Origin of the sequence: Cellulomonas sp. NTE-D12 (assembly GCF_027923705.1) — a bacterium.
In the GTDB taxonomy this organism is placed as follows: Bacteria; Actinomycetota; Actinomycetes; order Actinomycetales; family Cellulomonadaceae; genus Cellulomonas.
The window spans coordinates 127229-153239 of record NZ_AP026442.1 but is presented as its reverse complement, the minus strand read 5'-3'; the positions used below and the strand labels follow the sequence as shown (position 1 = coordinate 153239).

The 26011-nt window shown below is 71.6% G+C and carries 21 protein-coding genes, 1 tRNA gene and 1 pseudogene; 7 read left to right on the top strand and 16 right to left on the bottom strand.

The annotated features are described in order from the left end of the window. Positions 1 to 165 precede the first annotated feature (165 nt). On the top strand, positions 166 to 852 hold the full coding sequence (locus QMF98_RS00670) for a DUF6308 family protein (protein WP_337974187.1): 687 nt from the start codon (positions 166 to 168) through the stop codon (positions 850 to 852). A gap of 17 nt (positions 853 to 869) precedes the next feature. Here QMF98_RS00670 and QMF98_RS00665 read toward each other — a convergent pair whose 3' ends face one another. From QMF98_RS00665 to QMF98_RS00655, 3 genes are all read right to left on the bottom strand, one after another. After that, positions 870 to 1595: a DnaB-like helicase C-terminal domain-containing protein gene (locus QMF98_RS00665; protein ID WP_337974186.1), complete on the bottom strand. Its 726-nt coding sequence runs from the start codon at positions 1593 to 1595 to the stop codon at positions 870 to 872. A gap of 421 nt (positions 1596 to 2016) precedes the next feature. After that, positions 2017 to 4527: a UvrD-helicase domain-containing protein gene (locus QMF98_RS00660; RefSeq protein WP_337974185.1), complete on the bottom strand. Its 2511-nt coding sequence runs from the start codon at positions 4525 to 4527 to the stop codon at positions 2017 to 2019. Between the two features lie 51 nt (positions 4528 to 4578). Beyond that, positions 4579 to 5499 (bottom strand): HNH endonuclease, encoded by a 921-nt coding sequence (locus QMF98_RS00655; RefSeq protein ID WP_337974184.1) that lies wholly within the window; start codon positions 5497 to 5499, stop codon positions 4579 to 4581. Positions 5500 to 5865: 366 nt separating this feature from the next. On the opposite strand from QMF98_RS00655, the gene QMF98_RS00650 reads away from it, so the two are divergent. Beyond that, complete coding sequence (locus QMF98_RS00650; protein WP_337974183.1) at positions 5866 to 6720, top strand: DUF2971 domain-containing protein; 855 nt, start codon at positions 5866 to 5868, stop codon at positions 6718 to 6720. A gap of 130 nt (positions 6721 to 6850) precedes the next feature. On the opposite strand, the gene QMF98_RS00645 is transcribed toward QMF98_RS00650, so the two are convergent. The 8 genes from QMF98_RS00645 to QMF98_RS00610 form a co-directional block, all read right to left on the bottom strand. Beyond that, entirely contained in the window at positions 6851 to 8179 is a 1329-nt protein-coding gene (locus QMF98_RS00645) for a site-specific integrase (RefSeq protein ID WP_337974182.1), read from the bottom strand. Between the two features lie 140 nt (positions 8180 to 8319). After that, positions 8320 to 8390, bottom strand: a tRNA-Gly gene (locus tag QMF98_RS00640). 118 nt (positions 8391 to 8508) lie between these two features. Continuing rightward, positions 8509 to 9117 (bottom strand): TetR/AcrR family transcriptional regulator, encoded by a 609-nt coding sequence (locus QMF98_RS00635; protein ID WP_337974181.1) that lies wholly within the window; start codon positions 9115 to 9117, stop codon positions 8509 to 8511. Positions 9118 to 9177: 60 nt separating this feature from the next. After that, positions 9178 to 10767, bottom strand: coding sequence for a DHA2 family efflux MFS transporter permease subunit (locus QMF98_RS00630; RefSeq protein ID WP_337974180.1), 1590 nt, complete (start codon positions 10765 to 10767; stop codon positions 9178 to 9180). Between the two features lie 131 nt (positions 10768 to 10898). Then, complete coding sequence (locus QMF98_RS00625) at positions 10899 to 12557, bottom strand: ABC transporter permease (protein ID WP_337974179.1); 1659 nt, start codon at positions 12555 to 12557, stop codon at positions 10899 to 10901. Next, positions 12554 to 13504 (bottom strand): ABC transporter ATP-binding protein, encoded by a 951-nt coding sequence (locus QMF98_RS00620; protein WP_337974178.1) that lies wholly within the window; start codon positions 13502 to 13504, stop codon positions 12554 to 12556. The genes QMF98_RS00625 and QMF98_RS00620 overlap by 4 nt, the downstream gene beginning before the upstream one ends. Before the next feature lie 87 nt (positions 13505 to 13591). Next, positions 13592 to 14287, bottom strand: coding sequence for a TetR/AcrR family transcriptional regulator (locus QMF98_RS00615; protein ID WP_337974177.1), 696 nt, complete (start codon positions 14285 to 14287; stop codon positions 13592 to 13594). A 100-nt stretch (positions 14288 to 14387) separates the two neighbouring features. Beyond that, a complete protein-coding gene (locus QMF98_RS00610; protein ID WP_337974176.1) occupies positions 14388 to 14624 on the bottom strand; it encodes a hypothetical protein in 237 nt (78 codons plus the stop codon). Positions 14625 to 14934: 310 nt separating this feature from the next. Here QMF98_RS00610 and QMF98_RS00605 point away from each other — a divergent pair. Both QMF98_RS00605 and QMF98_RS00600 read left to right on the top strand, forming a co-directional pair. Then, positions 14935 to 15180, top strand: a pseudogene (locus QMF98_RS00605) (glutathione-dependent formaldehyde dehydrogenase); the annotation flags it as partial. 54 nt (positions 15181 to 15234) lie between these two features. After that, on the top strand, positions 15235 to 17448 hold the full coding sequence (locus tag QMF98_RS00600) for a SpoIIE family protein phosphatase (RefSeq protein WP_337974175.1): 2214 nt from the start codon (positions 15235 to 15237) through the stop codon (positions 17446 to 17448). A 10-nt stretch (positions 17449 to 17458) separates the two neighbouring features. Here QMF98_RS00600 and QMF98_RS00595 read toward each other — a convergent pair whose 3' ends face one another. After that, entirely contained in the window at positions 17459 to 17983 is a 525-nt protein-coding gene (locus QMF98_RS00595; protein WP_337974174.1) for a DinB family protein, read from the bottom strand. Positions 17984 to 18112: 129 nt separating this feature from the next. Between QMF98_RS00595 and QMF98_RS00590 the strand changes: the two genes are divergently transcribed. The 3 genes from QMF98_RS00590 (at position 18113) to QMF98_RS00580 (ending at position 20923) form a co-directional block, all read left to right on the top strand. Beyond that, positions 18113 to 18715 (top strand): TetR/AcrR family transcriptional regulator, encoded by a 603-nt coding sequence (locus QMF98_RS00590; protein WP_337974173.1) that lies wholly within the window; start codon positions 18113 to 18115, stop codon positions 18713 to 18715. A gap of 265 nt (positions 18716 to 18980) precedes the next feature. After that, positions 18981 to 19994: a TRM11 family SAM-dependent methyltransferase gene (locus QMF98_RS00585; protein ID WP_337974172.1), complete on the top strand. Its 1014-nt coding sequence runs from the start codon at positions 18981 to 18983 to the stop codon at positions 19992 to 19994. A 32-nt stretch (positions 19995 to 20026) separates the two neighbouring features. Beyond that, positions 20027 to 20923: an alpha/beta hydrolase gene (locus QMF98_RS00580; RefSeq protein WP_337974171.1), complete on the top strand. Its 897-nt coding sequence runs from the start codon at positions 20027 to 20029 to the stop codon at positions 20921 to 20923. A 90-nt stretch (positions 20924 to 21013) separates the two neighbouring features. Here QMF98_RS00580 and QMF98_RS00575 read toward each other — a convergent pair whose 3' ends face one another. From QMF98_RS00575 to QMF98_RS00560, 4 genes are all read right to left on the bottom strand, one after another. Beyond that, positions 21014 to 21715 carry a hypothetical protein gene (locus tag QMF98_RS00575; RefSeq protein ID WP_337974170.1) on the bottom strand — a complete coding sequence of 234 codons (702 nt, stop codon included), beginning with the start codon at positions 21713 to 21715 and terminating at the stop codon, positions 21014 to 21016. 287 nt (positions 21716 to 22002) lie between these two features. After that, a complete protein-coding gene (locus QMF98_RS00570) occupies positions 22003 to 22458 on the bottom strand; it encodes a DUF779 domain-containing protein (protein WP_337974169.1) in 456 nt (151 codons plus the stop codon). 160 nt (positions 22459 to 22618) lie between these two features. Then, complete coding sequence (adh, locus tag QMF98_RS00565; protein ID WP_337974168.1) at positions 22619 to 24142, bottom strand: aldehyde dehydrogenase; 1524 nt, start codon at positions 24140 to 24142, stop codon at positions 22619 to 22621. Positions 24143 to 24304: 162 nt separating this feature from the next. Then, complete coding sequence (locus QMF98_RS00560) at positions 24305 to 25642, bottom strand: helix-turn-helix domain-containing protein (RefSeq protein WP_337974167.1); 1338 nt, start codon at positions 25640 to 25642, stop codon at positions 24305 to 24307. Positions 25643 to 26011: the final 369 nt, after the last annotated feature.

Genomic DNA, 26011 nt, shown 5'->3' with positions numbered 1-26011 from the left:
GTCTATCGGTCAGCCGGTGACAGGCGCGTGAGGTCCCCACGTGAGGACGTGTGCAGCGCGGCTACAACATGCGACGAGGCGAGTCCTCCACACCGCGTTGCTCCCGCATCGCCGCAGGTCGGGAGCGCTACGGTCGGCCCAAGCCCGAGCAGATCTGGAGATCCCATGCCTGGTCAGCCATCAGCGTCGACGGACGTCATCCGCAGCGCGATTCTCGACGTCGTCGAGCAACGCGGCGCGGAACTGGTCAACCACTACTACCGCGACAAGCCGTTTGCTGGATCCCTGTTCGACGACCTCGGGGATAACCCGCCGGATCACTTCACGACTGACGACCTGTTGGCAGCCTCCCTGCTTGACGTCCGCTTCAAGCCGGAGGCTGTCCGCGCACTCGTGACGGGAGGCGTCGCCGACGATCTCCTGTCGGGCGTGCCGACAGACCTGCCGCTGTGGAAGGCGAACTACGACGCGGTCCTCGGCGAGCACTCAGCCGCAGGGCTGCTGTGGCTGCGGGTGCGGGCAATTCCCGGCATCGGGCGTACCCGAGCCAGCAAGCTGCTGGCCCGGAAGCGCCCCCACCTGCTGCCGATCATCGACTCGGTCGTCAGCGGTGCACTCGGGTTGGGGAGCACCGGCTCCTGGTCCGCGCTTCAGACCGCACTCGAAGACGCGCAGATTCGGTCCGCGATCGATGGCATGGCGCCCGCGATGGACGGCCCGGCGCCGACCACGCTCCGGCTGCTCGACGTGGCGACATGGATGCGTTTCTCGGAGTCCGACAACGCGCGCGACGTTCGCCGGTCCCTCGACCTGCAGGTCAAGCCTCGGAAGGCCCTCAAGGCGCGGTCCTGACGAATTGCGGGGCACCGTCACGGCTCGGGGGTCAGCCGGGGCACGCTCCCGCCTGCAAGTCGAAATGCTCTCCGTCCAACGCTGCGGCTTCGTACGATCGCGCGCGCCGCGATCGGGGCTCCGAAGCGGGCGTCCTCCATCGCGGTGATCGCGATGCAGACGTCCGCCGCGTCGTCGAACGCGTCGGCCATCCAGCCCACGACATCGTCGCTCCGGGCCTGTGGCATGCGAGATGTCAGAACGATGGCTGTGCCGTTGTCGCGCGCGAGATGTCGGAGCCAGCGAAGCCGGCGGGTGAGCTCGGTACGAGTCGCCGGCCACGTTGCTGCATGCCACGTCTCGTCCCAGGTGTCCACGACGACCAGGTCCGCCTGTTCGAGAGTGCCGTCACCCAGATCGTCGGGCGGTTCCGGTAGCAGGCTGAACCAGGATGCGACCCGAAGTCGTCGCTCTTTGCCGGCGAGCGCGGCGAGGCGACGCGCGAGCACACGTGACGGAATGTGGCCGTTGCAGACGATGACGTCGCCGTCGGACGCGGCGTTGGCGGCGAGGGCCAAAGCGAGGCCGCTGACGCCGATACCGGCAAGGCCTGAGATCGCCCACAGAGAGCCCCGCTCGATCCCGCCCGTGAATTCGTCGAGCGCCACGATGCCAGTCGGGAGCATCGTCGGAGCCTCCGCGTTGAGCAGGGCGTCCAGCTCATAGGGGTGACCCCCCGCGATCATCGGGCCGTCGAAATGCATGGGGCGACCGTGCCACCGACCCCCGACAGAGCTCTCGAAGCGAGGTTGCAGCCGAACGCGACCTCGCTCCGGCGCGAGAGCAGCCGACGTCAGGTCCCGTCGGATGAGCCGAGGCCTTCATGGTGATCGACGAGGCGAGGGATCGACGACGGGATCACCGGGCCCCACGTCGCACGACCGTGCAAGACGAGTCGTGATGGGAGGTAAGGGAAGGGGTGAGGGAGAAGAAGGGGTGAGGGAGAAGAAGGGGTGAGGGAGAAGAAGGGGATGAGGGAGAAGAAGGGGATGAGGGAGAAGAAGGGGATGAGGGAGAAGAAGGGGATGAGGGAGGAGAAGGGGGTGAGGGAGGAGAAGGGGGTGAGGGAGGAGAAGGGGGCGACGGAGGAAGGAGGAGGAGAAGGAGGAGGGGAAGGAGTACGGGTCACCGGTTGCGCGTGTAGGTACACCGTGGGAAGGCGTTGCACCCGAGGAACTGACGGCCGGTCGCCCGATGCCGTCGGACGACGAGGATGCCGTTGCCGCATGCCGGGCACGCTTCCGCCATCTCGACCGCGCTCAAGTGCGAGAGCTCGATGCGGTGATCGGCGATCAGCTCGGCGATGAAGCTCGACTCCTTGCCTTGGATGCCGATGATCGTCACCGCCCGTCGAGCACGGGTGAGCGCGACGTAGAACAGGCGACGCTCCTCGGCATGGGGGTACGGGTCGGCGTCGGTCATGGCGAGCGAGAGAACGGGGTCGTCCACCACTTCGCTCGGGAAGCCGTACGTCCCCGCTGACACGTTCGGCAGGATCACGTAGTCGGCCTCGAGGCCCTTCGACGCGTGGACCGTCCGGAAGCTGACGGCCAGACCGGGATACGACTGCAACGGCATGACGTCGCGGTCGAACCGGTAGCGGCCGAGGATGTCGACTCTCACCGCTCCCGACAGTCCCGGTGGGACCTTCCCGGCCCGGACTCCCCGGGAGATCTCGTCGAGAGTTGCGGCGACCGCTCCCCTGACCGCTTCCGCACGCGGAACGCGAACGAGCGACACCGGCGGCCCGTAATCGGGCTGGACCGACCTGACCTGCTTGGCGAACTGCCGCGTGTTCTTCGAGACAAAACCACTGGCTGTATCGCAGATCGACTGAGGGGAGCGGAAGGTCGTCTGCAACCGCAGCGTCTTCGACTCGCCGAACCAGTTCGCGAAGTCGGTCATGAGGGAGAGGTCGGAGCCGGCGAAGCGGTTGATGGACTGCCAGTCGTCGCCGACGGCGAGCAGGTAGCGGTGCGGCTTGTCCACCAGGGCCCTGGTCAGGCGAGCTCGCGCGCGGCTGGCGTCTTGGAACTCGTCGACGAGAACGAGGTCGTAACCCATGTCGACACGGCGGGCCTCGAGGTGATCGGCAGCCTGGACGAGCATGTCCTCGAAGTCGATCGAGTCGTCAGCAGCCAGGCGAGCCTGCCACTGCGCGTAGATCTCCCAGAACACTCCGAGGAAGAGCTGTGCCCGGTAGTGCGAGACCTTCGTGTTCGCCTGGAGCCGCTCCTCGAGTTGCTCCTTGGTGAGCGAGTTGGACTTCACGTGAGTGAGGAAGGTGCGCATCAGCAGCGCCAGGTCCTCGTGCTTCAGAGGTTCCGCGCCCCGGGTAGGACGGTCGGGATTCCAGTCCAGCGGCAAGCCGCGGGCCTTCAGCTCATCAGCCAGAGGCTGGAAGCCGGTTTGGTCAAGGATCGTCGCCCACGTGGTCTCGATCAGGCTCGTGCCGTGGCTGCGGTGCACCGACTTCTTCCACTCGATGCCTTCGGCATAGCCGACGAACTCCTCCGGGGGCTTCCCGTGACGGTCGAGCGCCCAGTGCTCGTGCCAGACGTCGATGTCGGGGTAGAAGAAGTCCGGCCGGTACTGCGAGTGCGTCGCATCCGCGACGTCGTAGACGTAGGGCTTCTCGTACTCGTAGCGCACGCCGTTGAGGAAGAGGAAGTCGGCGATCATCCGCTCGCCCTGGCTCTTGACGACCTCACCGTTGTAGGTGCGGTAACCCGTCTCCTTGCTGGCTGAGTTGTAGGCGTCCGGCTCACCGTCGCCCGGCTCGTCCGCCATCCGAGCGAACAGCAGGCGGTACAGGTCCCAGCGGAACCGGAAGTACGGGGAGCGGTCACGAAGCTCGTCGACGATCCGGCCAACCATCTGTACGTCACCGCCACCGTCCAGCCAGGCGGCCAGGCGCGGCTTCCGCCCAGTCGCCTGTCCGATCACCGAGAGGCCGAAGGAGTGGAAGGTTGCGGCTCGCAATCCGTCGGATGCGATGCCAGCAGCAGCGAGCCGGGTGGTCACCCGTTCCTGCAGTTCCGTCGCGGCGTCCTTGTTGAACGCCAGCAGCAGAATCCGCTCGGCAGGCACGAAGCCGCGAAGGATCGAGTATGCGGCCCGAGCCACCATCACCGACGTCTTGCCGGAGCCCGCGGCAGCGATCACCTGCACCCGGTTGTCGAAGGTCACCACCGCGGCCGCCTGCTCGTCGGTCAGGGGCTGCGACTCGATGCTGTCGAAGAGGGCGCGTCTGGCCCTGAGTTCATTTCGGAGCACCTGCTGGTTCGCCGACGCTACGAGCGAGGCCAGTTCTTCGCGGAGGAATGCGAGGGACTGACGTGCCTCCTCGCCGGCGCCTGGCACTCCAGCGAGTTTGAGGAGCGCCGCCGCCGGGAGAGGCCCCGACCTCGTCCAGTCGGTCCATGTGTCGCGGGAGATCCAGCGACCCTCGTGGACGAGATCGTCGATGCGCGTCTCAACCGAGGTTCGCCATCCGCGGAGCTCGTCCAGCGAAGGAGCCGCCGCGACCCGCAACTCCTCCAGTCGCCTCGCGGCGGCACGATGGCGAATCCGCACAATCGCGATCATTGCGACGACGGCGAACCCGCCGATCAACAACTCCGCAGCCCCCTGCATGCTCGCATTCTGCCCGGCAACCAGTGCGCCGGACCAACCCCACTGGTCCGGTCAGCTTGCCTGCGGCTCCGCGAGAAACACTGCGAACCGCTCGGCCAGCAGCTCGGGGTCGGGACGCTCCGCACGCACGTGCGGCAGTACGCGCAGGTGCTCGCCGTGCCGCTCCTGGAGCCCGTAGCGAAGTGTTGGTCCGTCGATCTCCGCCAAGAGATCCGGTCTGATTGCGATTTTGAGGTCCGGGTCGATGCCGAGGATGTTTGCATCGAACGCTGAGTGATGAAGCTTGCATAGGGCCATGCCGTTGCGAACGGATGCAATGCCTCGCGGGCTGGAGTCGGGAACGATGTGCGCCGCATCAAGCAGTTCCGGGTGGGCGAGAGAACAGACGGCGCAGCGACCCTCGTAGGCTCGCAGAACTGTCGCACGGAAGACGGGCTGGTGAAGACGACGGCGCGTCTGCGCCACGACATATCGACGCAGATGTTCTTCCACTCGCGAGCCTGGCGTTATCAAACCCCGCGCGACATCAGGGTCGACAATGAACTGCTGCTCTGCTGGTTCCTCGCCTACGAGGAATACTGGATACACCGGCTGCCACAACGCGGGTCCCACGCCAAAGAACCACACGAGCGGGCTTTCTGCGCGCATGGCGGCTCGTAGCGCCCGGTTCTCCCAGTGTTCACCGTCGTCGCCGCGCCACTTGTAGCGGACCAGTCCATCGTCCCCGATGTGATCGTCGTATGGCAGCGGCTGACCGGGTGAGCGATACGTCGTTCTTAGGCTAAGAGCCGACGGAAGAACCGCCGGTTTCGTGATGCCCCGCTGGCGATCCAACACGCGGAACTGCTCGCCGTCGAACATGAAGTCGGCCAGCTCACTGGTGCCGATCGGCTGAGCCCCGTCGTGGGTCCGGACCGTCAGCCAGGCCATGAGTTCGCGCCTCAGACGCGCATCCAGTTCACCGTCCCACACGGAGACTGACGGTAGTTGGACTCGCGAGACCGCGGTCCCGCCAAGCGGATGATTCGCGGCCTTCGGGCATGGGAGCAGCCCTCGCGCCGGTTGCCTGTTGCGCGCGGTCGGCGTCAAGTCCATAGAACCGCCGACCACGAGCCTCGGCCGGCGCCGACCCACCCGTGGGCAGGACCCGCTTCTGACTACTTCGGCGCCGCAGACACTTGGGACGCCACCCGAGGCCAATGAGGTGTACCCGTGGCGACCGCGACCCGCAGCGACAGAGCGATCCTCGCGGCCCCGTCGCCGCAGGTCAGCGCGCCTCCCTGTGATGCCTGGGATGGCCCGCCATGCTCGAGGACAACGTATGGAACGGAGCGAGGCGTGTCTGCCAATAGGTCGCTGTATCACTACACCACAGCCTCGGGATTGCTCGGGATCCTCACTACGCAGACGATTCGTGCGACGGACGTTCGCTTTCTGAATGATGCGCGCGAGGCGCTCTACGCTCGAGACCTCGTCCTCAACGCCATCAGTCAGATGGATAACCCGGTCTTGAGGCCCGATCACTTCGCACATGACCTAGGCCATTACGCCGTCGAGACTTTCGAGGAGTACAAGCGGTACTTCTTCGAGACGCTTGCCTCGACAGACTTCGGTGTCTATGCCGCATGCTTCTGCGAGTCCGGTGATCTGCTCAGCCAATGGCGTGGCTATGGGGCCGAGCACGGGTACGCGATCGAACTGGATGCGGCGAAGTTGGCGGCGGTGTCCGGGAGTCCCGCGATGTACACACCTGCGAGTCGCCTCATCGAGGTCCGCTATGGCTCCGAGGCCGCGGCTGATATCGCTTCTGAGGCCGTCAGGGCTGTTGGCGACTTCAATTTGAACCATCCGGGAGTGAAGTCGTACTACAAGGCGCTTGAAGTCTCAGCACTGCTCGCGACCGTGAAAGACCCTGCGTTCAGGCAGGAAGAGGAATGGCGGCTCCTGGCAGCCCTGGAACCCGAGGGCCCCGCAGGCGGTCCCGGTGCTCCAGAGTCCTTGGTGAAATACCGGTCCACATCAATGGCTATCGTTCCATACATCGAGCTACCGTTTGCGATCGACGCGATCCGGTCGATTCGGCTTGGCCCCGGCAATTACGGGGACGTGCGCGAGGCTGGCGTCAGGAAGCTTCTGGCTTCACTAGGCTCAAGTGCTGCGGTGAGCCGATCAGAGGTGCCACTTCGGGCCTGAGAGAAGTAACCCGAGGTCTCGTGGCCTGAGAAGACAGGCCGCCGATGAGCCAAAATGGCCGCGCGTCGCCCCGTACCGCGGGCTTGGTGCAGAGGATCAACGATCTGGCTTGGAACTGTGCCCAGGCTCTCTAGCCACGTGGCTGCTTAACGGCCATTAGGACATCGAGCCGCTCGGCGATCCGCCGCTGCGAGTCGTCCGCGGCGTGCTGGTAGTGCAGCGCCGCGCGCGGCGTCGAGTGCCCGGCCCGCTCCATCAGCTCGGGCAGCGTCGCCCCCGTTGAGGCGACGAGCGTCAGTGCCGAGTGCCGGAGGTCGTGCCATGTCAGGTCGTCGCGACCGATGGTCTTCCGAGCCCGTCCGAACATCATCGAGCGATGTCCGTTGCTGACCGGCCGCCCGGACGAGGTCCCGAACACCAGCGAGTCTCGTCCCGCCGGCGTGAACAGCGCCATGTGCTCCGCCAGCACCTCGACCGCGACCGACGGCAGCACCACCGTCCGCACGCCGGCGCGCGACTTCGTCGTCGAGAAGACCGATCCGCTCCCCGGCAGCGCGAGCGCCTGCTCGACCCGCAGCGTCCCCTTGGTCAGGTCGACGTGCCGGCGCTGCAGCGCGAAGAGCTCCCCGGCGCGCAGCCCGGACAGGAACGCCACGACCACCGCGGCGCGGTACCGCTCGGGCATCGCGTCGGCCAGCGCCCACAGCTCGTCGGCGGCGAGCACCCGCCGCTCGGTCCGGTGCCGGGAGTCGCGTTGGCTCGCGCCCTTGACCGCGCACGGGTTCGCCAGGATGAGCCCGTCGGACACCGCCTGGGCCAGCCCGGTGTGCAGGAACCGGTAGGCCTGCGCCGCCTCGGTGTGGCCGAGGTTGTGCCGCTCGGCACGCGGGTCCAGCGGCACCTCTCCCCCGGTCGCGGCCAGCCACGCCTCACGCAGCGACGCCGACATCCGGCCGGTGGGCGCGACGGGCCGGCCCTGCTCGGCAGCCCACGTCCGGATCGCCTTGTTGACCCGCTCCGGCGTGACGCTCGCCTTCGTCCACCGAGCCCCCGCCCGCCGTCGCGCCTCGGCCAGAACGGCGGCGTCCCACTCCCGGATGTCGGCCGGACCGATCGACGCCAGGGTGCGCTCGCCGAGCCGGACCGTCTGCCGCGAGACGCTGCGGGACAGGTCGCCCAGCGGCACGTCCGCATCGATCCACTGCGTGAACATCCGCTCATACAGCGCACGGGTGCTCGGGGCCAGATCGGCGCGGGTCGCGATCCAGGTCCGCAGGAAGTCCGCGAGCGGCTGGTCCCCGCGCCGCGGGTCCCGCCAGGTGCCGCGGGCAATCTCGGAGATCTCGAAGGCGAGCGCCTGGTCGGCCTCCGCCTTCGTCGGATAGACCCCGACCGCGCGCTGCGCGCCGTCCGGTCCGGTGTACCGGGCCTGCCATCTCCCGCTGGGGAGCCGCCGCACGGTGCCGGATACACGTCGATGGTGTCGGGTAGGCATGGCCGGACCTCTCTTTAAGGCACGTATAGGCACGAGCCGACCAGCAGAGGGTCTCAAGGAGGTCCGACAGAGCCACTGTGGGGCCCTGACCTGCGAAAACGCGGAGCGGGTGACGGGAATCGAACCCGCGCTCTCAGCTTGGGAAGCTGAAGTTCTACCATTGAACTACACCCGCGTGACCAGCACTTTCGCTGGTCGTGCACCCGGCGGGACCGACCCGGTCCCCCCAACGCGCGGCCCATGCTAGCCCATGGCCCGTCGCCGCCGACACGCGGGCGCGAGCCCCCGCCGGCTCACGGCACGTCGAGCGTCAGGCCGTTCTCCAGGTACGCGAGCGCGGTGTCCAGCGCGCCGAGCAGGTCGTCGTCGGGGTGGGCCACCCAGTCGGTCGCGGCGGCGATCCAGACGCCGACCATCGCGCCGGCCAGCGCCCGGGCCGCCGGGTCGTCTGCCGGGCGCCCGGCACGTTCGGCGATCAGCTCGGTGAGCCAGGTGATGCTCTGCGCCAGCTGGTCCAGCATCGCGGCGCGCAGCTCCGGCACCGAGAGGATCAGGGTGGCGCGCGTCTTGACGTCGACCAGCAGGCCCGCGTCGACGGCGCCGAACACCTGCCGCAGCGCCGCGCGGAACGCGGACACCGGGGCCAGCTCGGCCGGCTGGGAGCGGATCGCGGCGATGAGCGCGGGGTCCAGCTCGTCCGTCAGGACCAGGTCGTCCTTGGTGGGGAAGTAGCGGAACACGGTGCTGGGAGACACGTCGGCGGCCTCGGCCACCTGCTCCACCGTCGTCGCCGCGTAGCCCTGCTCGGTGAACAGCCGCAGGGCGTGGTGCTGGATGGCCGTGCGGGTGCGGGCCTTCTTGCGCTCCCGCAGGCCGGTGGCGGGGGCGGCGTCAGCGGGCACGTGCCCATTGTGCTGCCTGCCCCGCGGGGCGCGACGGCCGCGCCGCACCCCGCGAACGCCTCATCGAGTGCTCGCCGGCACGTCCCCGGGCACCCGATCGGCCGCAACGCCTTGCACGGCGTCGCCACCAGGCGCAGGGACGACGGCGGCACGACGAGGCAGGAACAGCACCGCGAGCACAGCGCCGGCCACGGCCACCGCGAGCGACACCAGCAACGTGCCGGTCACCCCGTGCACGAACGCCGCCTGCACCTGCCGGCCGAGCTGCGCGTCGTGCAGCTGCCGTGCGACCCGCAGCCCGGCGAACACGTTGGCGCGCATCGCCTCACCGGCACCACCGGGGGTGGTCACCACAGGCAGGTGGTTCCGGTAGCCGGCGGCCAGCACGCTGCCGAGCACGGCGGCACCGAGCGGCGCGCCGACCCCCTTGACGGCCTGCATCACCGCCGAGCCGACGCCCGCCCGCTCCGCCGGGATCTCGGCGAGGGCCGCGGCGGCGACCGTCGCCATCACCATGCCGGTGCCGACCCCGCTGACCGCCGTCCAGAGCGCCGCGAACCCGGTGCCGGAGGCGGTCGTCGTCGTCGCACCGATCGCGAGACCGGCGGCCAGCACGACGAAGCCGGCCGCCACCGTCGTCTTCACCCCCACCCGCACCGCCAGGGCGCGGGACGGCCCCAGCCCCACCAGCAGGCCTCCGACCAGGGGCAGCAACCGGAGCCCCGAGCCCTGGGGGTCGGTGCCCAGCACCGCCTGGAAGTACTGCGGCAGCGCGAAGATCAGGCCGATCAGCGCCAGGGTCAGCACGGCGAACAGCGTCACGCCCCAGCTGAACGACGCCGAGCGGAACAGGGCGGGGTCCACCAGCGGCTGTCCCCCACGCCGTGCCAGCCGCGCCTCCCAGCCGCCGAACCCGACCAGCGCCAGCAGCCCGGTGACCATCAGGGCCCACGCCCGAGCCGAGCTCCACCCGTCCTGACCGGCCTGGATGAACCCCCACGTCAGCGCCGCGAGCCCGGCGCTCGAGGCGACCAGCCCCACGCCGTCGAGCCGAGGCGGCCGGTCCGCGGAGCTCTCCGGGACCCACGCCGCGACCGCCGCGAGGCCCAGCAGGCTGACCGGCACGTTGAGCAGGAACACCCAGCCCCACCAGACGTGGGACAGCAGCCAGCCGCCCAGGATGGGGCCGACGGGGAACGCGACGAGGTTCGCGGCGCCCCACACCGCCACAGCGCGGGGACGCTCGGCGTCGTCGAACAGCACCGTCAGCGCGGAGACGGCCATCACGACCACCCCGGCCCCGCCGACGCCGAGCAGCATGCGCGCGACGACGAACCACGCCGCCGACCCGGCGTAGGCGCAGGCCGCGGAGCCTGCCGCGAACACCAGCAGCGAGCCCATCAGCACCCGCTTGCGGCCGAGCCGGTCACCCAGCCAGCCGGCCGGCAGGGTCAGCGCCGCCAGCACCAGGGCGTAGCCGGCGGAGAACCACTGCAGGTCCGCGGCAGTCGCCGACAACGCTCCGGCCAGCGTCGGCAGCGCGACGCTGAGGATCGTCACGTCCATCGACACGGCCAGCACCGCCAGGGTGACGCCGCCCAGCGCCCACCACCGGCGCGACCCCACCGTGCCGCTCGTCGTCCGGTTCATCGCTGCCTCCGCTGATAGTCACTGCCAAATGACAGTGACTAGCATGAACCCGGAGCGCGGCAGAGTCCAGCCCGAGAGGCGATCCCGATCGAGCGCGGGACCGCCTCCCGGGCGGGGGTCCGTTCGACCGGTCAGCCGGGGACGACGTCCCGCCGCGCGAACCGGTCGATCCCGGCCCACACCAGGAGCGCGGCGACGGCCGTCATCACCACCACGGGCGTCCACCGCATCGGGTCCAGCGGCATGTAGGGGGTCGCGGAGAACGGCAGCACCCCGAGCACCCAGTGGGGCAGGTGCAGGGCGTCGCCGATCAGCATGACGAACCACAGCGCCGCCAGCAGCCCCCACGTCAGCGCGATCGCCACCCGCGGCAGCCAGCCGAACAGCGCCACAGCCACCCCGACCAGCACCATCACCGCCGGCCAGTAGACGAGCGACGCGACGGCCATCCGGCCGGTCCACGAGCCGTCGTGCACCGTGGCCCCGTAGCTGGCGCCGAGCAGGGCACCGCCCGCGGCGAGCAGCACCGCGCCGCCGACGGCCGGGATCAGCAGCCGCTGCAGCGCCCACCGCCACCGCGACAGCGCCCCGGCCAGCTGCGTCTCCACCAGGCCGGAGGCCTCGTCGGCCCGCAGCGTCGTCGCCGACTGCACCGCGTACACGGCCACGATCAGGGCGATCATCCCGGCGAGCACCGCCATCAGGGCGTCGATGCCGCGGCCGCGCAGGATGGCGGGCAGCGGGGTGCCGGCATCGTTGAGCAGGTTGTCCATCGCGTGCACCACCGAGCCGAACAGCAGCCCGCACAGCACGACGGTGACGCTCCAGCCGACCACAGGCCCGCGCTGCAGCCGCAGCCCCAGACCCAGCGGGGTCGCGTACCGCGCCGGCGCACCGGCCGGCCCGGGACGCTGCGGCATCAGGCCGGCACCGTGGTCGCGGTGCGCCTCGAGCACGGTCGCCAGCGCCAGCAGCACGACGGCGAGCACGACGAGCAGCCCGAACGGCCACCACCGGTCGGCACCCCACGGCTGCATCTCCTGGCCCCAGCCCACCGGCGACGCCCACGTCAGCCGCCCGTCGCCCAGGTCGCCGACCATCCGCATCACGTACAGCACGCCCAGCACCGCGGACCCCAGGGCGTTGGCGCCGCGGGACGTGGAGGCGACCTGACCGGCCACGGCCCCGACCCCGAGGCCCACCAGCCCCACGCCGGTGACGGAGGCGCCGACGATCAGCGAGCCGGTGATGCCGGTGCCGTACGGGTCGAGGCCCGAGGCGGCCGAGACGGCGGCGATCAGGGCGCCGACCAGCACGGACAGCACCGCGCAGACCAGCCACGACGCCGCCGGGTACGCGTGCAGCCCCAGCTCCCGCGAGCGCAGCAGCTCCGTGCGGCCCACCTCCTCGTCCGCCCGCCCGTTGCGGGTGACCAGGAAGACGACGCCGAACGCCAGCGCCAGCGCGCACGTCATCCAGACCTTGGTCCAGACGGCCCCGCCGAGGGTGTTCGGCGCCGCCGCCAGGCCGGTCAGCGCCCGGATGCCGGGGGTGTCGCTGACCTTGGCGAAGTCGTCGAGCGCCTGCTGCGTGGTGAACAGGCTCTTGTAGTAGGCGCCGACGTAGGCGAACATCCCGACGAGCACGACGAGCCATACCGCCAGCCGCACGCGGTTGCGGCGCACGACGAAGCGCACCATCGCACCGAGCCCCGCCAGCGTGTCCGCCGGCCGCCCCCGCGTCGGCAGCGCCACCGCGGCAGCGCGTGTCCGGGGCGCGACGGTGGTCACTTCTGCGCCCCGTTCCGCCCGGCACCGTTCGAGTCGGCTCCGTTGACGGCCGCCAGCTCCTCGCCGTAGTGCCGCAGGAACAGCTCCTCCAGCGACGGCGGGTTGGCCACCAGCGACCGGGGCTGCAGCCGGGCCACCTGCGCCAGCACGGCCGGCAGGGACTCCTCGTCCACGGTGAACCGGGTCTGCCCGTCCACCTGGACCAGGTCGTGAACCCCGTCGACCGCGGCCAGGGCCGCCGACCCGCCGGCCAGCACGGCAGTGACCTGCGTGCGCAGCCGCTGCCGCAGCTGGGCGATGCTGCCCGTCTCGACGGTGACCCCGTTGCGGATGATCGTGACGGTGTCCGCCAGCTTCTCCACCTCGGCGAAGATGTGGCTGGACAGCAGCACGGACCGGCCCTGCGCCTTCACCTCGGTGATCGACTCGGTGAACGCGGTCTCCATGATCGGGTCGAGGCCGCTGGTGGGCTCGTCGAGCAGGAGGAGCTCCGCGTCGGACGCCAGCGCCGCGACCAGGGCGACCTTCTGCCGGTTGCCCTTCGAGTACGTGCGGGCCTTCTTGGTGGGGTCCAGCTCGAAGCGGTCGAGCATCTGCTGCTTGCGCCGCGGGTCCAGCGGGCCGGACAGCCGGCAGAGGATGTCGATCGCCTCGCCGCCCGTGAGGTTGGGCCACAGGGTGACGTCGCCGGGGACGTAGGCGATGGACCGGTGCAGCCGGACGGCGTCGGCCCACGGGTCGCCGCCGAGCACGGTGGCCCGGCCGCCGTCGGAGCGGAGCAGGCCGAGCAGGATGCGGATCGTCGTCGTCTTGCCCGAGCCGTTGGGCCCGAGGAAGCCGGTCACCTGGCCGGACGGGACGGTGAGGTCGAGGCCGCGCAGCGCGTGGACGTTGCCGAAGCTCTTGGTCAGGCCCTCGATCTGGACGGCCGGCTGGTTGGTGGGCATGGGACTTCCTTGTGGGTGGGGAACGTGCATGGAACAGCGCGGTACGGCCCGATGGGCCGTGGCGGCGAGACGGTGGCGGCGACGCCCTCAGGCGGTGCGCTCGTCGTTCTCGGCGTCTGCCTCGGCAGGGGGCGGGTCGCCGAGGTAGGCGAGGTAGTCGTCGAGCATGCGAGGCGTCGCGAGGAAGCCCTCGGTGTAGAGCTCGAGGAGCGGCAGGATCTGCGCGCGCTGCAGCTCCAGCACCGACGTACCGAAGGTCTCGGGGGTGGCCTCGGGCGCGATCAGCAGCTGGATGAGCAGTCCGCCCATCGCCTGGTTGACCAGCAGCCGCAGCCGGGCCTCCTCGTCGCGCGAGGGGCGCACCAGCCCGGCCTCGACGCTGGCCTGCATCACGCCGCGGGCGTTGTCGACGAGCCGCTCCAGGAACTGCTGCGCGGGACGGCCTCCGGCGTGGATGGCGCGCAGCATGTAGAGCGTCAGCTCGGCGGCCGGACCGGGCTCCGAGAGGTTCGCGACGAGGAAGCCGCTCGGGTCGCCGAGGCTGTCCGTCTTGAGCGACTGGTAGCGGCGCAGCACCTCGGCATCGCACTCCGCGCGCAGCGCGACCTTGGAGGCGAAGTGGTGCGTGATCAGGCCGGGCGAGACGTCGGCGCGGGCCGCGATGGTGCGGAAGGAGGCGGTGAACCCGTCCTCCGCGAAGCACGCGATGGCCGCGTCTCGGATGCGGGCGCGGGCGGTGAGGTCCGACGACGGACGGTGGTCCGACGGCTCGGCTGTACGCACGACCAGCAGGCTATACACGCGACCAGTCGGTGAGCAAGGGGCTCGGGTCCCTGCTCACCGACTGGTGTCGAGCCGACGCGGCCGCCGGGTGCGCCGGGGCTCAGAAGGCCGGGCAGCAGGCCGGAGCGACGGCCGCCGACGACGGCGACGCGGCGGTGCGCAGCCGCGCGACCAGGCCGGTCCGGGCCTCCGGGACGCGGTGCGCCCGCAGGACGGGCGGGGTGACGGTCACGCCGGTGAGCTCGAACCGCTCGGCAGCGGCCGCACGACGGGCGTGCAGCTGCTCGAGCTGACGCTCGCGCTGCTGGTAGAGGAGCAGGAACAGCTCGGGGTGCATCTCTGGGCTCCATTCATTGATGTCTGTCGATGTATGGCGACACTGCTCCAAGTATCGATGGATGTCAATGGGTAAGAGGTCCCGGGTCGTTGCTGCTGGCCGACGCCCCGCGCCGAGGCCGCACCCACGTCCGGAATGCGAGGGTCGAGCCCGGATGGCACCGTGGCCCGATGGATGCGACCCGCACCTCCGAGCCGCCTCGCGGAACGCACCTCACCGACACGCCGCCCAGGGGTGCGCGGTGCGCGCGCTGACCCGGCCGGGCCGCCAGGACGTGCGCGTCGAGACGAAGGGCGCCAGCCCGCTGCCGGGGGCCGTCGGCCCGATGCCGATGATGGACATCTTCGACAAGCAGCTGGCGCTGCGGTTCGGCCAGGCCAACGTGCGCCGGTGGGTGGACGACCTGATGCCCCTGGTCAGCGACCCGACCGACCCGCGGGGAGTGCTCGACCTGCGCACCCACCGGCTTCCGCTGGCGCAGGCTCCCGGCGCGTACGCGATGTTCCAGCGCAAGGAGGAGGGCTGCATCAAGGTCGTCCTCGACCCGGAGGGGTGAGCAGGGGATGATCGCACCGAGCGATGATCAGGTCGCCAGGGCACTGGGGGCAGGATGACGACGCAGGACGACGACGAGCCCAACCTCCCGCTGTCGCCCCCGTACCGGATCGAGATCGAAGCGCTGGCCGTCGCCATGGAGCGGGCCGGCGCGGACCAGGACGGCGGCGTCGACCACCTCGATCCCGCCCGCGCCCTGGGCCGCGCGGCCATCGCCGCCGCCGGCATCGGCATCTTCGACTGGGACCTGCGCACCGGCGTGCTGGCGTGGGACGAGCGGCTGCTGGAGATGTTCGGCTACGACCGCGAGACCTTCGGCGGCACCATCGAGAGCTTCGACTCCGCGGTGCACCCGGACGACGTCCCGATGGTGCACCGGGCGATCCGGGAGGCGATCGAGAGCACCGGTGAGTACGCCGCCGAGTACCGGGTGGTGCGGCCCGGCGGCGTCACCCGCTGGGTCACCGCGCGCGGCCTGGCGCTGCCCGGCCCGGACGGGACTGCGGTCCGCCTGCTCGGCGCCGCCTTCGACTCCACCGCCGAGCGGGACCACGAGGTGCGCGTCGCCCGGGTGCTCGAGGCGATGCCGACGGCGTTCTTCTCGGTGGACACCCACTGGCGGTTCACCTACGTGAACTCCTCCGCCGAGCACCTGCTGCAGCGCAGCCGCGACGAGCTGCTGGGCCAGGACCTGTGGGAGCTGTTCCCCGCGGCGGTCGGCTCCCAGTTCGAGAAGAGCTACCGGCTGGCCGTCGACACGGGCGAGCCGGTGAACTTCGACGCGTACTACCCCGCACCGCTGGACGCCTGGTACGAGGTGCACGCGTGGCCGACGCCCGACGGGCTGTCGGTGTACTTCCTCGACGTGACCGGCCGCCGCCGCGACGCCGCCCTCGCGGCAGCCGCCGCCCGCCGCGCCCAGCTCGCGTCGACCGTGGCGGTGGAGCTGTCCGAGACGCTGCAGGCCGAGGAGGCCGTCGGGCGGCTGGCCAAGCTGGTGGTGCCCGTGCTGGCCGACTGGAGCGTGGTCACGCTGGTGGAGCCGGGCGAGCCGCGCCGCGGCCCGCGGCTCCGCGACGTCGGCTCGTGGCACCACGACCCGGGACGACGGGCGCTGGTGGAGCGGTACGCCACCCAGCGGCTGGCGTCGCTGACCCCGCAGTCGTTCCTCAACCGCGCGGCGCGCACCGGCGAGACGGTGATCGTCCCCGGCGACGCCACCGCGTCGATGCTCGAGGTGCTGGTGCCAGGTGAGGCCAGCGAGCTGCTGCGCCACCTCGACCCGGGCAACGCCGTGGTGCTTCCGCTGCGCGGCCGCGGGCGCACCGTCGGCGTGCTGTCGCTGTTCCACGACCGCGGCCGGGCGCCCTTGACGGACGAGGACCTGCAGCTGGCGGCCGACGTGGCCGGCCGTGCCGGCCTCGCCCTGGACAACGCCCGGCTCTACAAGGAGCAGCTGACGCTGGCCGAGGGGCTGCAGCGGTCGCTGCTGACCAAGCCGCCGTCGCCGGACCACCTGCAGATCGAGGTGCGGTACGAGCCGGCAGCTGAGGCGGCCCGGGTGGGGGGCGACTGGTACGACGCGTTCCTCCAGTCCGACGGCGCCACGGTGCTGGTGATCGGCGACGTGGTGGGGCACGACGTGCTGGCGGCGGCCGAGATGGGCCAGGTCCGCTCGATCCTTCGGGGGATCGCCGTGGCGACCGGTGGTGCGCCGGCGGAGGTGCTCAGCACGGTCGACAAGGCGATGCGCACGCTGCAGACCGAGTCCATCGCCACCGCCGTCGTCGCGCGCCTGGAGCAGACGCCGGAGGACCTGGCTCAGCACCGGACCCGCGTGCGGTGGTCCAACGCCGGCCACCCGATGCCGATGCTGCTGCACGCCGACGGCACCGTCGAACCGCTGCACGACGGCCAGCCGGACCCGCTGCTGGGGATCATGCCGGACGTCCCCCGGCACGAGACCGAGGTGGTGCTCGAGCGGGACAGCACCCTGCTGCTGTACACCGACGGTCTGGTGGAACGGCGGGACATGCCCGTGCGCGACGGGATGGCGCGGCTGGAAGCCCTCCTCGCCGAGCTGGCCGCGAAGGACCTCGGGCTCGCGGAGCTGTGCGACGAGCTCCTGAAGCGCGTGCTGCCCGGGCGGCGGGAGGACGACGTCGCCCTCGTGGCCGTGCGGCTGCACCCGCAGGACGAGCCACGGCCGCCCGAGGCCGGTCCCGTGGAGGTGCCGCCCGACGTGCCGCCGGACCCCGCGGCGCCCTAGCGCGGAGGTGTCAGCCGCGCACGTCGTGCAGGTGGTGCAGCACGTCGTGCAGCATGTAGCGACCGAGCGTGTCGACGGTGAACACCGAGCCGTTGGACCGGCGGCCCGGTCGCTGCCAGGCGTCGTCCGGGACGGAGTCGTAGCGGTCGGCGAGCACGGCGGCCGCACCCCCGAGCTCGTGCGAGACGAGCGCCGGGTCCTGCAGGTCGTACCGCTCGGCCACCGCGGTGGCGTCCTGGTCCCAGTTGGCGAACTGCGGGTCGTCGTGCTCGAGGATCAGCGCCAACCGCTGGTCCATCACCCGGAACACGTCCCGGACGTGGGCGCCGTACTCGAGGGTGGACCACGTGGCCGGCTCGGGACGGTCGCGGACGTCGTCGCGGGCCAGCGCGACCTGCCACCGGGGCACCAGCGCACGGACGGTCGCGCCGATCGAGCGCGGGTCCACCGTCGTCGCGTCGAACCCGCACTCGGGGCACGGCTGCTGCAGCACCCAGGTCCAGTCCTTGGTGTCCGGCTCGATCTCGGCGGCCACGCGGTCCTCCTCCTCCGGCGCCGGCACGGCCCGGCGGTCGGCTCGAGTCTGCCTCAGACGTGCCCGGCGCCACACCCGGCCGCCGCACTGAGGGAAGGCTTTGCTGACGACGTGTGCGACGATGTCAGCATGCCCAAGATCATCGGCGGGTCGCTCCGCGAGCACCGCGAGGAGACGCGTCGACGACTGTTCGCGGCCCTGGCCGAGCAGCTGAACGACCGTGGGTTCGACACCATCACCCTCGCCGACATCGCCTCCGCCGCCGGGGTGGGCCGCACGGCCGTCTACAACCACTTCGCCGACAAGGAGGCGCTGCTCGTCGGGTACATCGCCCACTCGACCGAGGCCTACGCCGACGCGCTCGAGGAGTCGCTGGCGGACGTGGACGACCCCGTGGAGCAGCTGCGCAGCTACGTGCGCGCGATGGTGCAGCTCAAGCACGACCACCACCTGCCCGGCTCGGAGCTGCGGTCGATGCTGTCCCGGGCCACCCAGGCGCGGCTGCGTGAGCACGTCACCGACTTCGAGCGCGTGCTGCGCGGCGTGCTGTCCCGCGGCATCGCCGCCGGGGTGTTCCCCGAGCAGGACCTGTCCACGACGGTCCCCCTGGTCAACGCGTGCCTGTCCGGCCGTGGCGTGCCCGGTGAGGGCGCCGCGCGGGCACGGGCGATCCAGCAGACCGAGCAGTTCGTGCTGCGGGCGGTCGGCGCGCTCGACGCCGTCTCGGCCTGACGGCGTGGCGCAGCCACCCGCGCGCCGCGGCGGCGGGCACGGTCGGGACGAGCGTTCCGGCGGGCGCGGTCGTGACGGGCGAACCAGCGGGCACGGTCGCGACGAGCATCCCGGCGGGCGACGTGGTGACGACCGTGCGCGTGCGCCCAGGCACCCAGGCGACCGGAAGGCCGACCGCGCTCGAACCCCTCGCACCTCCGCGCCGTCCCCACGCGGGCCGCGCGGCACGGCCCTCGAGCTGACCTTCCTGCCCGGTCTCGGTGACGTGCTCGCCGCGGAGGCGACCGAGGTGCTGGTCGTCGCGCAGCCACCGGCGGGGGTGCCCGGCCGGGACGATGCGCTGGCCGTGCAGCACACCGGTCCCCTGCGGGACGTCCTCGAGCTGCGCACCGCGGTCGCCGCGTGGATCCACCTGCACTTCGACGTGCCGCGCCCCAGGTCGCTGACCAGCGGCGACCACCTGTCCCGCATCGTCGACGCGGTGTACGCGTCGTTGCGCGTGGCGGGCTCGTCGTCCTTCCGCTTCGAGGCCGCCGGGGCCGACTCGGCGGTGTTCGGCCGGCTGGCCGAGCTGCTGCACCAGGCGACCGGGCTGCAGCACCGGCCCGACGACGGCGAGCTGGTGGTGAAGGTGCGCCGCGGCCGACGGCACGGCGAGGCGGACCCGGGCTGGGACGTGCTGGTGCGGATCGGTCCGCGGCCGCTGTCCGCCCGGCGGTGGCGGGTGGTGGACCTGCCGGGTGCCGCGAACGCCACCATCGCCGCGGCGATGAGCCGGCTGGCCGGCGTCCGGGCCGAGGACCGCGTGCTCAACCTGATGTGCGGGTCGGGCACGTTGCTGATCGAGCGGCTGCTGGCGGGTCCGGCGGCGACGGCGGTCGGCGTCGACCTGGATGCGGACGTGCTGACCGGGGCGCAGCAGAACCTGCAGGCGGCTGGCCTCGGCCGCGCCGCCCGTCTGACCAGGGGCGATGCCGCCGACCCCGTCGCCCTGCGGTCGCTGCTCCCCGACGAGCGGTTCGACGTGGTGCTGGCCGACCCGCCGTGGGGCGGCCTGCTCGGCAACCATGCCGACGCGCCCGCCGTCCACGCAGGACTGCTCGCCGCCGCGCACGCGGTGGCCGCGCGCGGTGCCCGCCTCGCGGTGCTCACCCACGAGGTGACGGTGATGCAGCGCGCCGTCGCGGCCGCCGCCGACCTGTGGACCCCGATCGGCGACCCGCTGCGCGTCTACGCCAAGGGCCACCACCCCCGCATCTGGCTCCTCCGCCGCCGCTGACCCTGGGGCGTGGCGCCACGTACTCTCCCGGGATGACGTTGCACCCGCAGGCGCGCGCCCTCATCGAGCAGCTGCCCGACTCGGGTCCGCAGGACCTGTCCACGGTCGACGTCGATCGCGCGGCCGCCCGCAGTGCGGCCCTCGCCCAGGCCGACCGGGTGCCGATCGAGCACGTCGCGGACCTGGACGCCGACGGTGTCCCCGTCCGGCTCTACCGACCGCGGCTCGGTGCACCGGTCGCGCTGTACGTGCACGGCGGCGGGTGGATGTTCCACGACCTCGAGACGCACGACGCCTTCTGCCGCTACCTCGCGGACGCCACCGGGTGGGCGCTGCTGGCCGTCGACTTCCGCCGTGCGCCCGAGCATCCCTACCCGGCCCCGCTCGACGACGTGCAGACGGCGGCCCGGTGGCTCCGGTCGCACGGTGCCGAGCACCACGTCGACGCGATGTGGCTGCCCGGCATCGGTGACTCGTCGGGCGCCAACCTGCTCGCCGGGCTGACGGTGCGCGATCCCTCGGCGCTGGACTTCCAGGTGCTGATGTACCCGCCGACGGACCGCCGCTGGCCGCTGGACCCTGCGGCGGACACCGCCGCCCTGACCGGTGCCGAGATGGACTGGTTCTGGGAGCACTACGCCCCCGGCTCGCTGGGCGACAGCCCGGACGTGTCGGTGCTCCGGGCACCCGGCCTGTCGCAGGTGCCGCCGACGCTCGTCGTCACCGCGGAGCACGACCCGCTCGCCGCCGAGGGCCGGGCGTACGCCACCGCGCTGGCGGAGGCCGGTGCCGAGGTGGTGGGCTTCGAGACGATGGGCCAGGTCCACTCGTTCTGGCGGCAGCCACTGACGATGGAGGCCTCGCGCGCCCTGGTGCCGATGGTCGGCGCCCTCCTGCACAGCCACCGCGCCCGCGCCCGCGCGGGATGAGCACTCTGCACTGAGACGCGCACTTCGTTGTGCTCATCTGGGTGCGTTGTGCTCACCTGAGTGCGTTGTGCTCGTCTCGCCGGTCGACGGTCAGCGGGACGCCGCTGCGTCGTCCTGGTCGTCAAGGTCCGCGTCGTCGAGCCAGTGCTCACGATCGATGCCGTGTGCCCTGTCGTACGCGTCCAGGTGCGCGCGCAGGACGACGATCAGCCGCTGGGCGGCGCCGACGGAGCCCGGGACGAAGCCACCGACCCGGCGCAGCGGGACCAGGCAGAGGACGTAGTCGTTGGTGAGCAGGATGCCCGCGGCCAGCCGGGGCCCTGCACTGCTGAGTGCGGCCTCGGCCGGACCCACGTCGTCGACGTCTGCCCACCGGATGTGGGCGACCTGGACAGGGTCCCCACCGCGACGCCACAGCTCCACGCCGTCGTCCGAGATCACGAGGCTGTAGGACGGTGTGATCCCCGCCTCCACGGTGTGCGGCTTGAGGACGCCCGCGCGCTTCATGGTCGCGCGCAGGTTCTGGGCGCCGAGCACCTCGACGACGTCGTCGTACGGGCGCCGGCTGACGATCGCAGGGTGGCGCGCGCGCTGCCTGGCCATGTCGTACGCCCAGATGCCGAAGAGCAGCAGGGCGACCGCGCCGCCAATGATCCCGCCGTCAGGCCATCCCGCCCCGAAGAGCGCGGCTGCCAAGGCGGGCAAGGCCACCAAGGCGATCAGCACCGGCCGCCGGCTGAACGTCAGCGGGGCACCGTTCGGGTCGGTGTCGGGAGTGATGCGACGCGGCACGGTGACACTGTCCACCAGAACGCCGACGCAATGGGGTCCACCCCGGGCGAAACACACGTTGCTCGTGCGCCCGGCGTACGTGCACCAGGCGCACGGTCAACGGGGTCGGCGTCGGCCGGCCCCGCCCCCGCTCCGGCACCCCGGCACCCCGGCACCCCGGCACCCCGGCACCCCGGCACCCCGGCACGAGATGAGCACTTTGCAGCGAGAGGAGCACGTCGTTGTGCCCACCTGGGTGCGTTGTGCTCATCTCGCCGGTGCGAGCTGCGGTGCGGGTGAGCGGAGGGTCAGGTAGCGGGGCCGACCGGCGGGTCCAGCAGCAGGCCGGCGGTGCGGAGGGTGGTGAGCTCGTCGTCGGTCAGCAGGCGGGAGCGGATCATGAAGCGGACCCCGTCCGGCGCCTCGAGGGAGAAGCCGGCGCCGCGCCCCGTCACCAGGTCGATGGTCAGGTGGGTGTGCTGCCAGTAGGCGTACTGCGCCTTGCCCATCCAGACGGGCACCACGTCGGCAGCGCCCCCAGGCTCGCCCTGATCCGGTTCGATGCCGGCCAGCCGCAGGTCGCCGAGGTGCACGTCGGCGTCGCCCAGCAGCAGGTCACCGGCGGGGTAGCACATGGGCGACGAGCCGTCGCAGCAGCCGCCGGACTGGTGGATCATCAGCGGCCCGTGGCGGTCGCGGAGCGACCGCAGCTCGTCGAGGGCCGCATCGGTCGCGGTCACCCGCTGCACCGTCGTCGTCGTCATCGGACCTCCTCGTCCGTCGTCGTCACGTCCGTCGTCGTCAGACCGTCGCGCTCGTCGGACCTCGCCGACGCCCATCGTCGGCCGTCGCCGCGCCGTCGAGCCTGCGAGGGTGCCCACCCGGACTGCCGGGCCCGGGCGGGCACCCTCGCGGCGCGCTCGATCAGAAGAAGCCGAGCTTGGTGCCCGAGTAGCTGACCAGGAGGTTCTTGGTCTGCTGGTAGTGGTCGAGCATCATCTTGTGGTTCTCGCGGCCGACGCCCGAGCCCTTGTAGCCACCGAACGCCGCCGCTGCCGGGTAGGCGTGGTAGCAGTTGGTCCACACGCGACCGGCCTCGATGTCGCGGCCCGCCCGGTAGGCGGTGTTCTGCTCGCGGGACCACACACCGGCGCCGAGGCCGTAGAGGGTGTCGTTGGCGATGTGGATCGCATCCGAGTAGTCCTCGAAGCTGGTGACGGCCACGACGGGCCCGAAGATCTCCTCCTGGAAGATCCGCATCGAGTTCTTGCCCTCGAAGATCGTCGGCTGCACGTAGTAGCCGCCGGCCAGGTCGCCGTCGAGGTGCGCACGCTCGCCGCCGGTGCGGACGGTGGCGCCCTCCGCCTTGCCGATCTCGATGTAGCTGAGGATCTTCTCCAGCTGGTCGTGCGACGCCTGGGCGCCGATCATCGTCTCGGTGTCCAGGGGGTTGCCCTGCTTGATCGCCTGCGTGCGGGCGGTGGCGTCCGCCAGGAAGTCGTCGTAGATCGACTCCTGGATCAGCGCGCGGGACGGGCAGGTGCACACCTCGCCCTGGTTGAGGGCGAACATGGTGAAGCCCTCGAGCGCCTTGTCGTAGTAGTCGTCCTTGGTGCGGGCGACGTCGTCGAAGAAGATGTTCGGGCTCTTGCCGCCCAGCTCCAGGGTGACCGGGATGATGTTCTGGCTGGCGTACTGCATGATCAGCCGGCCCGTGGTGGTCTCGCCGGTGAAGGCGATCTTGCGGATGCGGCTGCTCGAGGCGAGCGGCTTGCCGGCCTCGACGCCGAACCCGTTGACGACGTTGACCACGCCCGCGGGCAGCAGGTCGTGGATCAGCTCCATCAGGTAGAGGATCGACGCCGGCGTCTGCTCGGCGGGCTTGAGCACCACGGTGTTGCCGGCGGCCAGGGCCGGCGCCAGCTTCCACACCGCCATCAGCAGCGGGAAGTTCCACGGGATGATCTGCCCGACGACACCCAGGGGCTCGTGGAAGTGGTACGCGATGGTGTCGGCGTCGATCTCGGAGATCGACCCCTCCTGGGCCCGTACCGCACCGGCGAAGTACCGGAAGTGGTCGATGGCCAGGGGGATGTCGGCAGCCAGCGTCTCGCGCACCGGCTTGCCGTTCTCCCACGACTCGGCGACGGCGATCTCCTCGAGGTGCTGCTCCATGCGGTCGGCGATCTTGTTGAGGATCACGGCCCGCTCGGTGGCAGTGGTCCGGCCCCAGGACCGGGCTGCACCGTGCGCGGCGTCCAGCGCCCGCTCGACGTCGTCCGCGTCGCCGCGCGCCACCTCGGTGAACGTGCGGCCGGTGATCGGCGTGGGGTTCTCGAAGTACCGGCCGGACGCGGGAGCCACCCACTCGCCGCCGATCCAGTGGTCGTACCGGTCGCGGTAGCGGGCGGGGCTGCCGGGCTGACCGGGGGCTGCGTAGACGGTCATCGTCCACCCTCCTGTGACAGGGGCCGCGGGCCGTCGCGGGGCGGCGGGGCGCGGGGCGCGACCTCTTCGTCGCGACGAGGCAGGACGTTAGGTCGCGCATCGTTGCAGGAAGGTTGCACCTAGGAGGACGAAGGTCCCGGCCTGCGGATCGAGGCGTCGAGGTCAGCCGAGGCGCTGCTCCACGGCGTGCAGCCGCGCGACGGCACGCAGGTGCGCCGCCGACCCCGACGGGGTGCACGCCGCCAGCGCACGCCAGACGGCCCAGTCGTCGGCGCCCTCGTCGGACGCGACCCACCGGCACAGCAGTTCCGCGTCCCGCGAGGCGAGCACCGCCGCCCGCACGTCGGTGGACAGGTCGGCACGCACCCGGTCGACGCCCGGCGCCTCCGACCGCGGCAGCACCGGCCCGGCATAGGCGGCGAGCGCGGCGGCGGTGTCCCCCAGTGCCAGCGCGTCCCGCACCGTGTCGGTGTCGGTGCGCAGGGCGCGGGTCAGCCGGTACGGGCGCGACTCGGACAGCAGCGGTCCGACGGCACGGCGCAGCCGCGACACCTCGGCCCGCACGGTGACGTCCGAGAGCTCGTCCTCGGACAGCAGCACGGCCAGCTCGTCACCGGACAGCCCCGCGGGGTGCTCGGCGAGCAGCAGCAGGATCTCGGTGTGCCGGCGGGACAGCCGCACGCGCCCACCCCCGGCGTCCACGGGCAGGTGCAGCACCCCGGCGTGCGCGCCGAGCACCTGCAGCCGCGGCTCGTGCACGTCCACCGGCTGCGCACCCAGGCCCGCACCCGCTCCACCCGGCAGGCGTCCGCCCGCGGGCAGTGCCGCGAGCCCCGCCTCGAGTACCGCCGCGGTCGCCCTGACCAGGGACATCGCCATCGGCGTACCCGCCGCCGGTCCCCCGGTGACGTCCAGCACACCGACCACCCGGCCGTCCGGCGCGTGCACCGGTGCCGCCGCGCAGCTCCACGGGTGCACGGACCGCGCCCAGTGCTCCGCACCGACCACCTGCACCTCGGCATCGGTGGCCAACGCGGTGCCGGGGGCGTTGGTGCCGGCGGTGTCCTCCCGCCACACCCCGCCCTCGACGAACCCGATCTGCTCGATCGACCGCCGCACCGACCGGTCCCCCTCGACCCACAGCAGCCGGCCGGTGTGGTCCGTCAGCGCCGCGACCCAGCCGGCGTCGGGCTGCAGCAGCAGCCGGCGGGCCGTCGGGATGCCGGCCGCCAGCGGATGGGACCGGCGGACCGCCGCCAGCTCGGGGTCCGACAGGTCCACCGGCGCGCTGACCCGGTCCGGGTCGATGCCGATGCGTGCGCTGCGCCGCCACGAGTCGACGACGACCCGTCGGACCAGCCGAGCCGGCGCGCTACCGGTGCTGACGAATCGCTCGTGCGCGTCGCGCAGCCTCGAGGTCGGCTCGGCCGCTGTGGACCGGCTCGTCTCGGTCGGGAGCGGGGACCGGCCCGGGTCGGCACCCGCTGCGCGTCGGGTCACACCGCCTCCTCGACCTCGTCGTCGGCGGGGCGAGTGTAGGCACACCTATGCCGCGCGTCACAGATCCCGGGAGGAGCCGACGCCGGCTGCACCGGCCTGGGCCGCTCGCATCGCCGCACTCACGGAGTCGCCGGCACTGGTCGCGAGTGCGATCTGACAGGCGAACCACGCCAGGGCCGCGACGAACGCACCCGATGCGAGCGCTCGTCACGGTCCGGAACGCACCGGGTCACCATCTCGGCGGAGACCCGAACGGGGATGGGGACCGGTTTTCGGATGTACGCCTGGTGTACGCACACGGGGCGTACACCGGAAAGAGGTACGCCACCCCTGGATACGACACGCAGCGCCGACCGCAGGGCCCCCGGT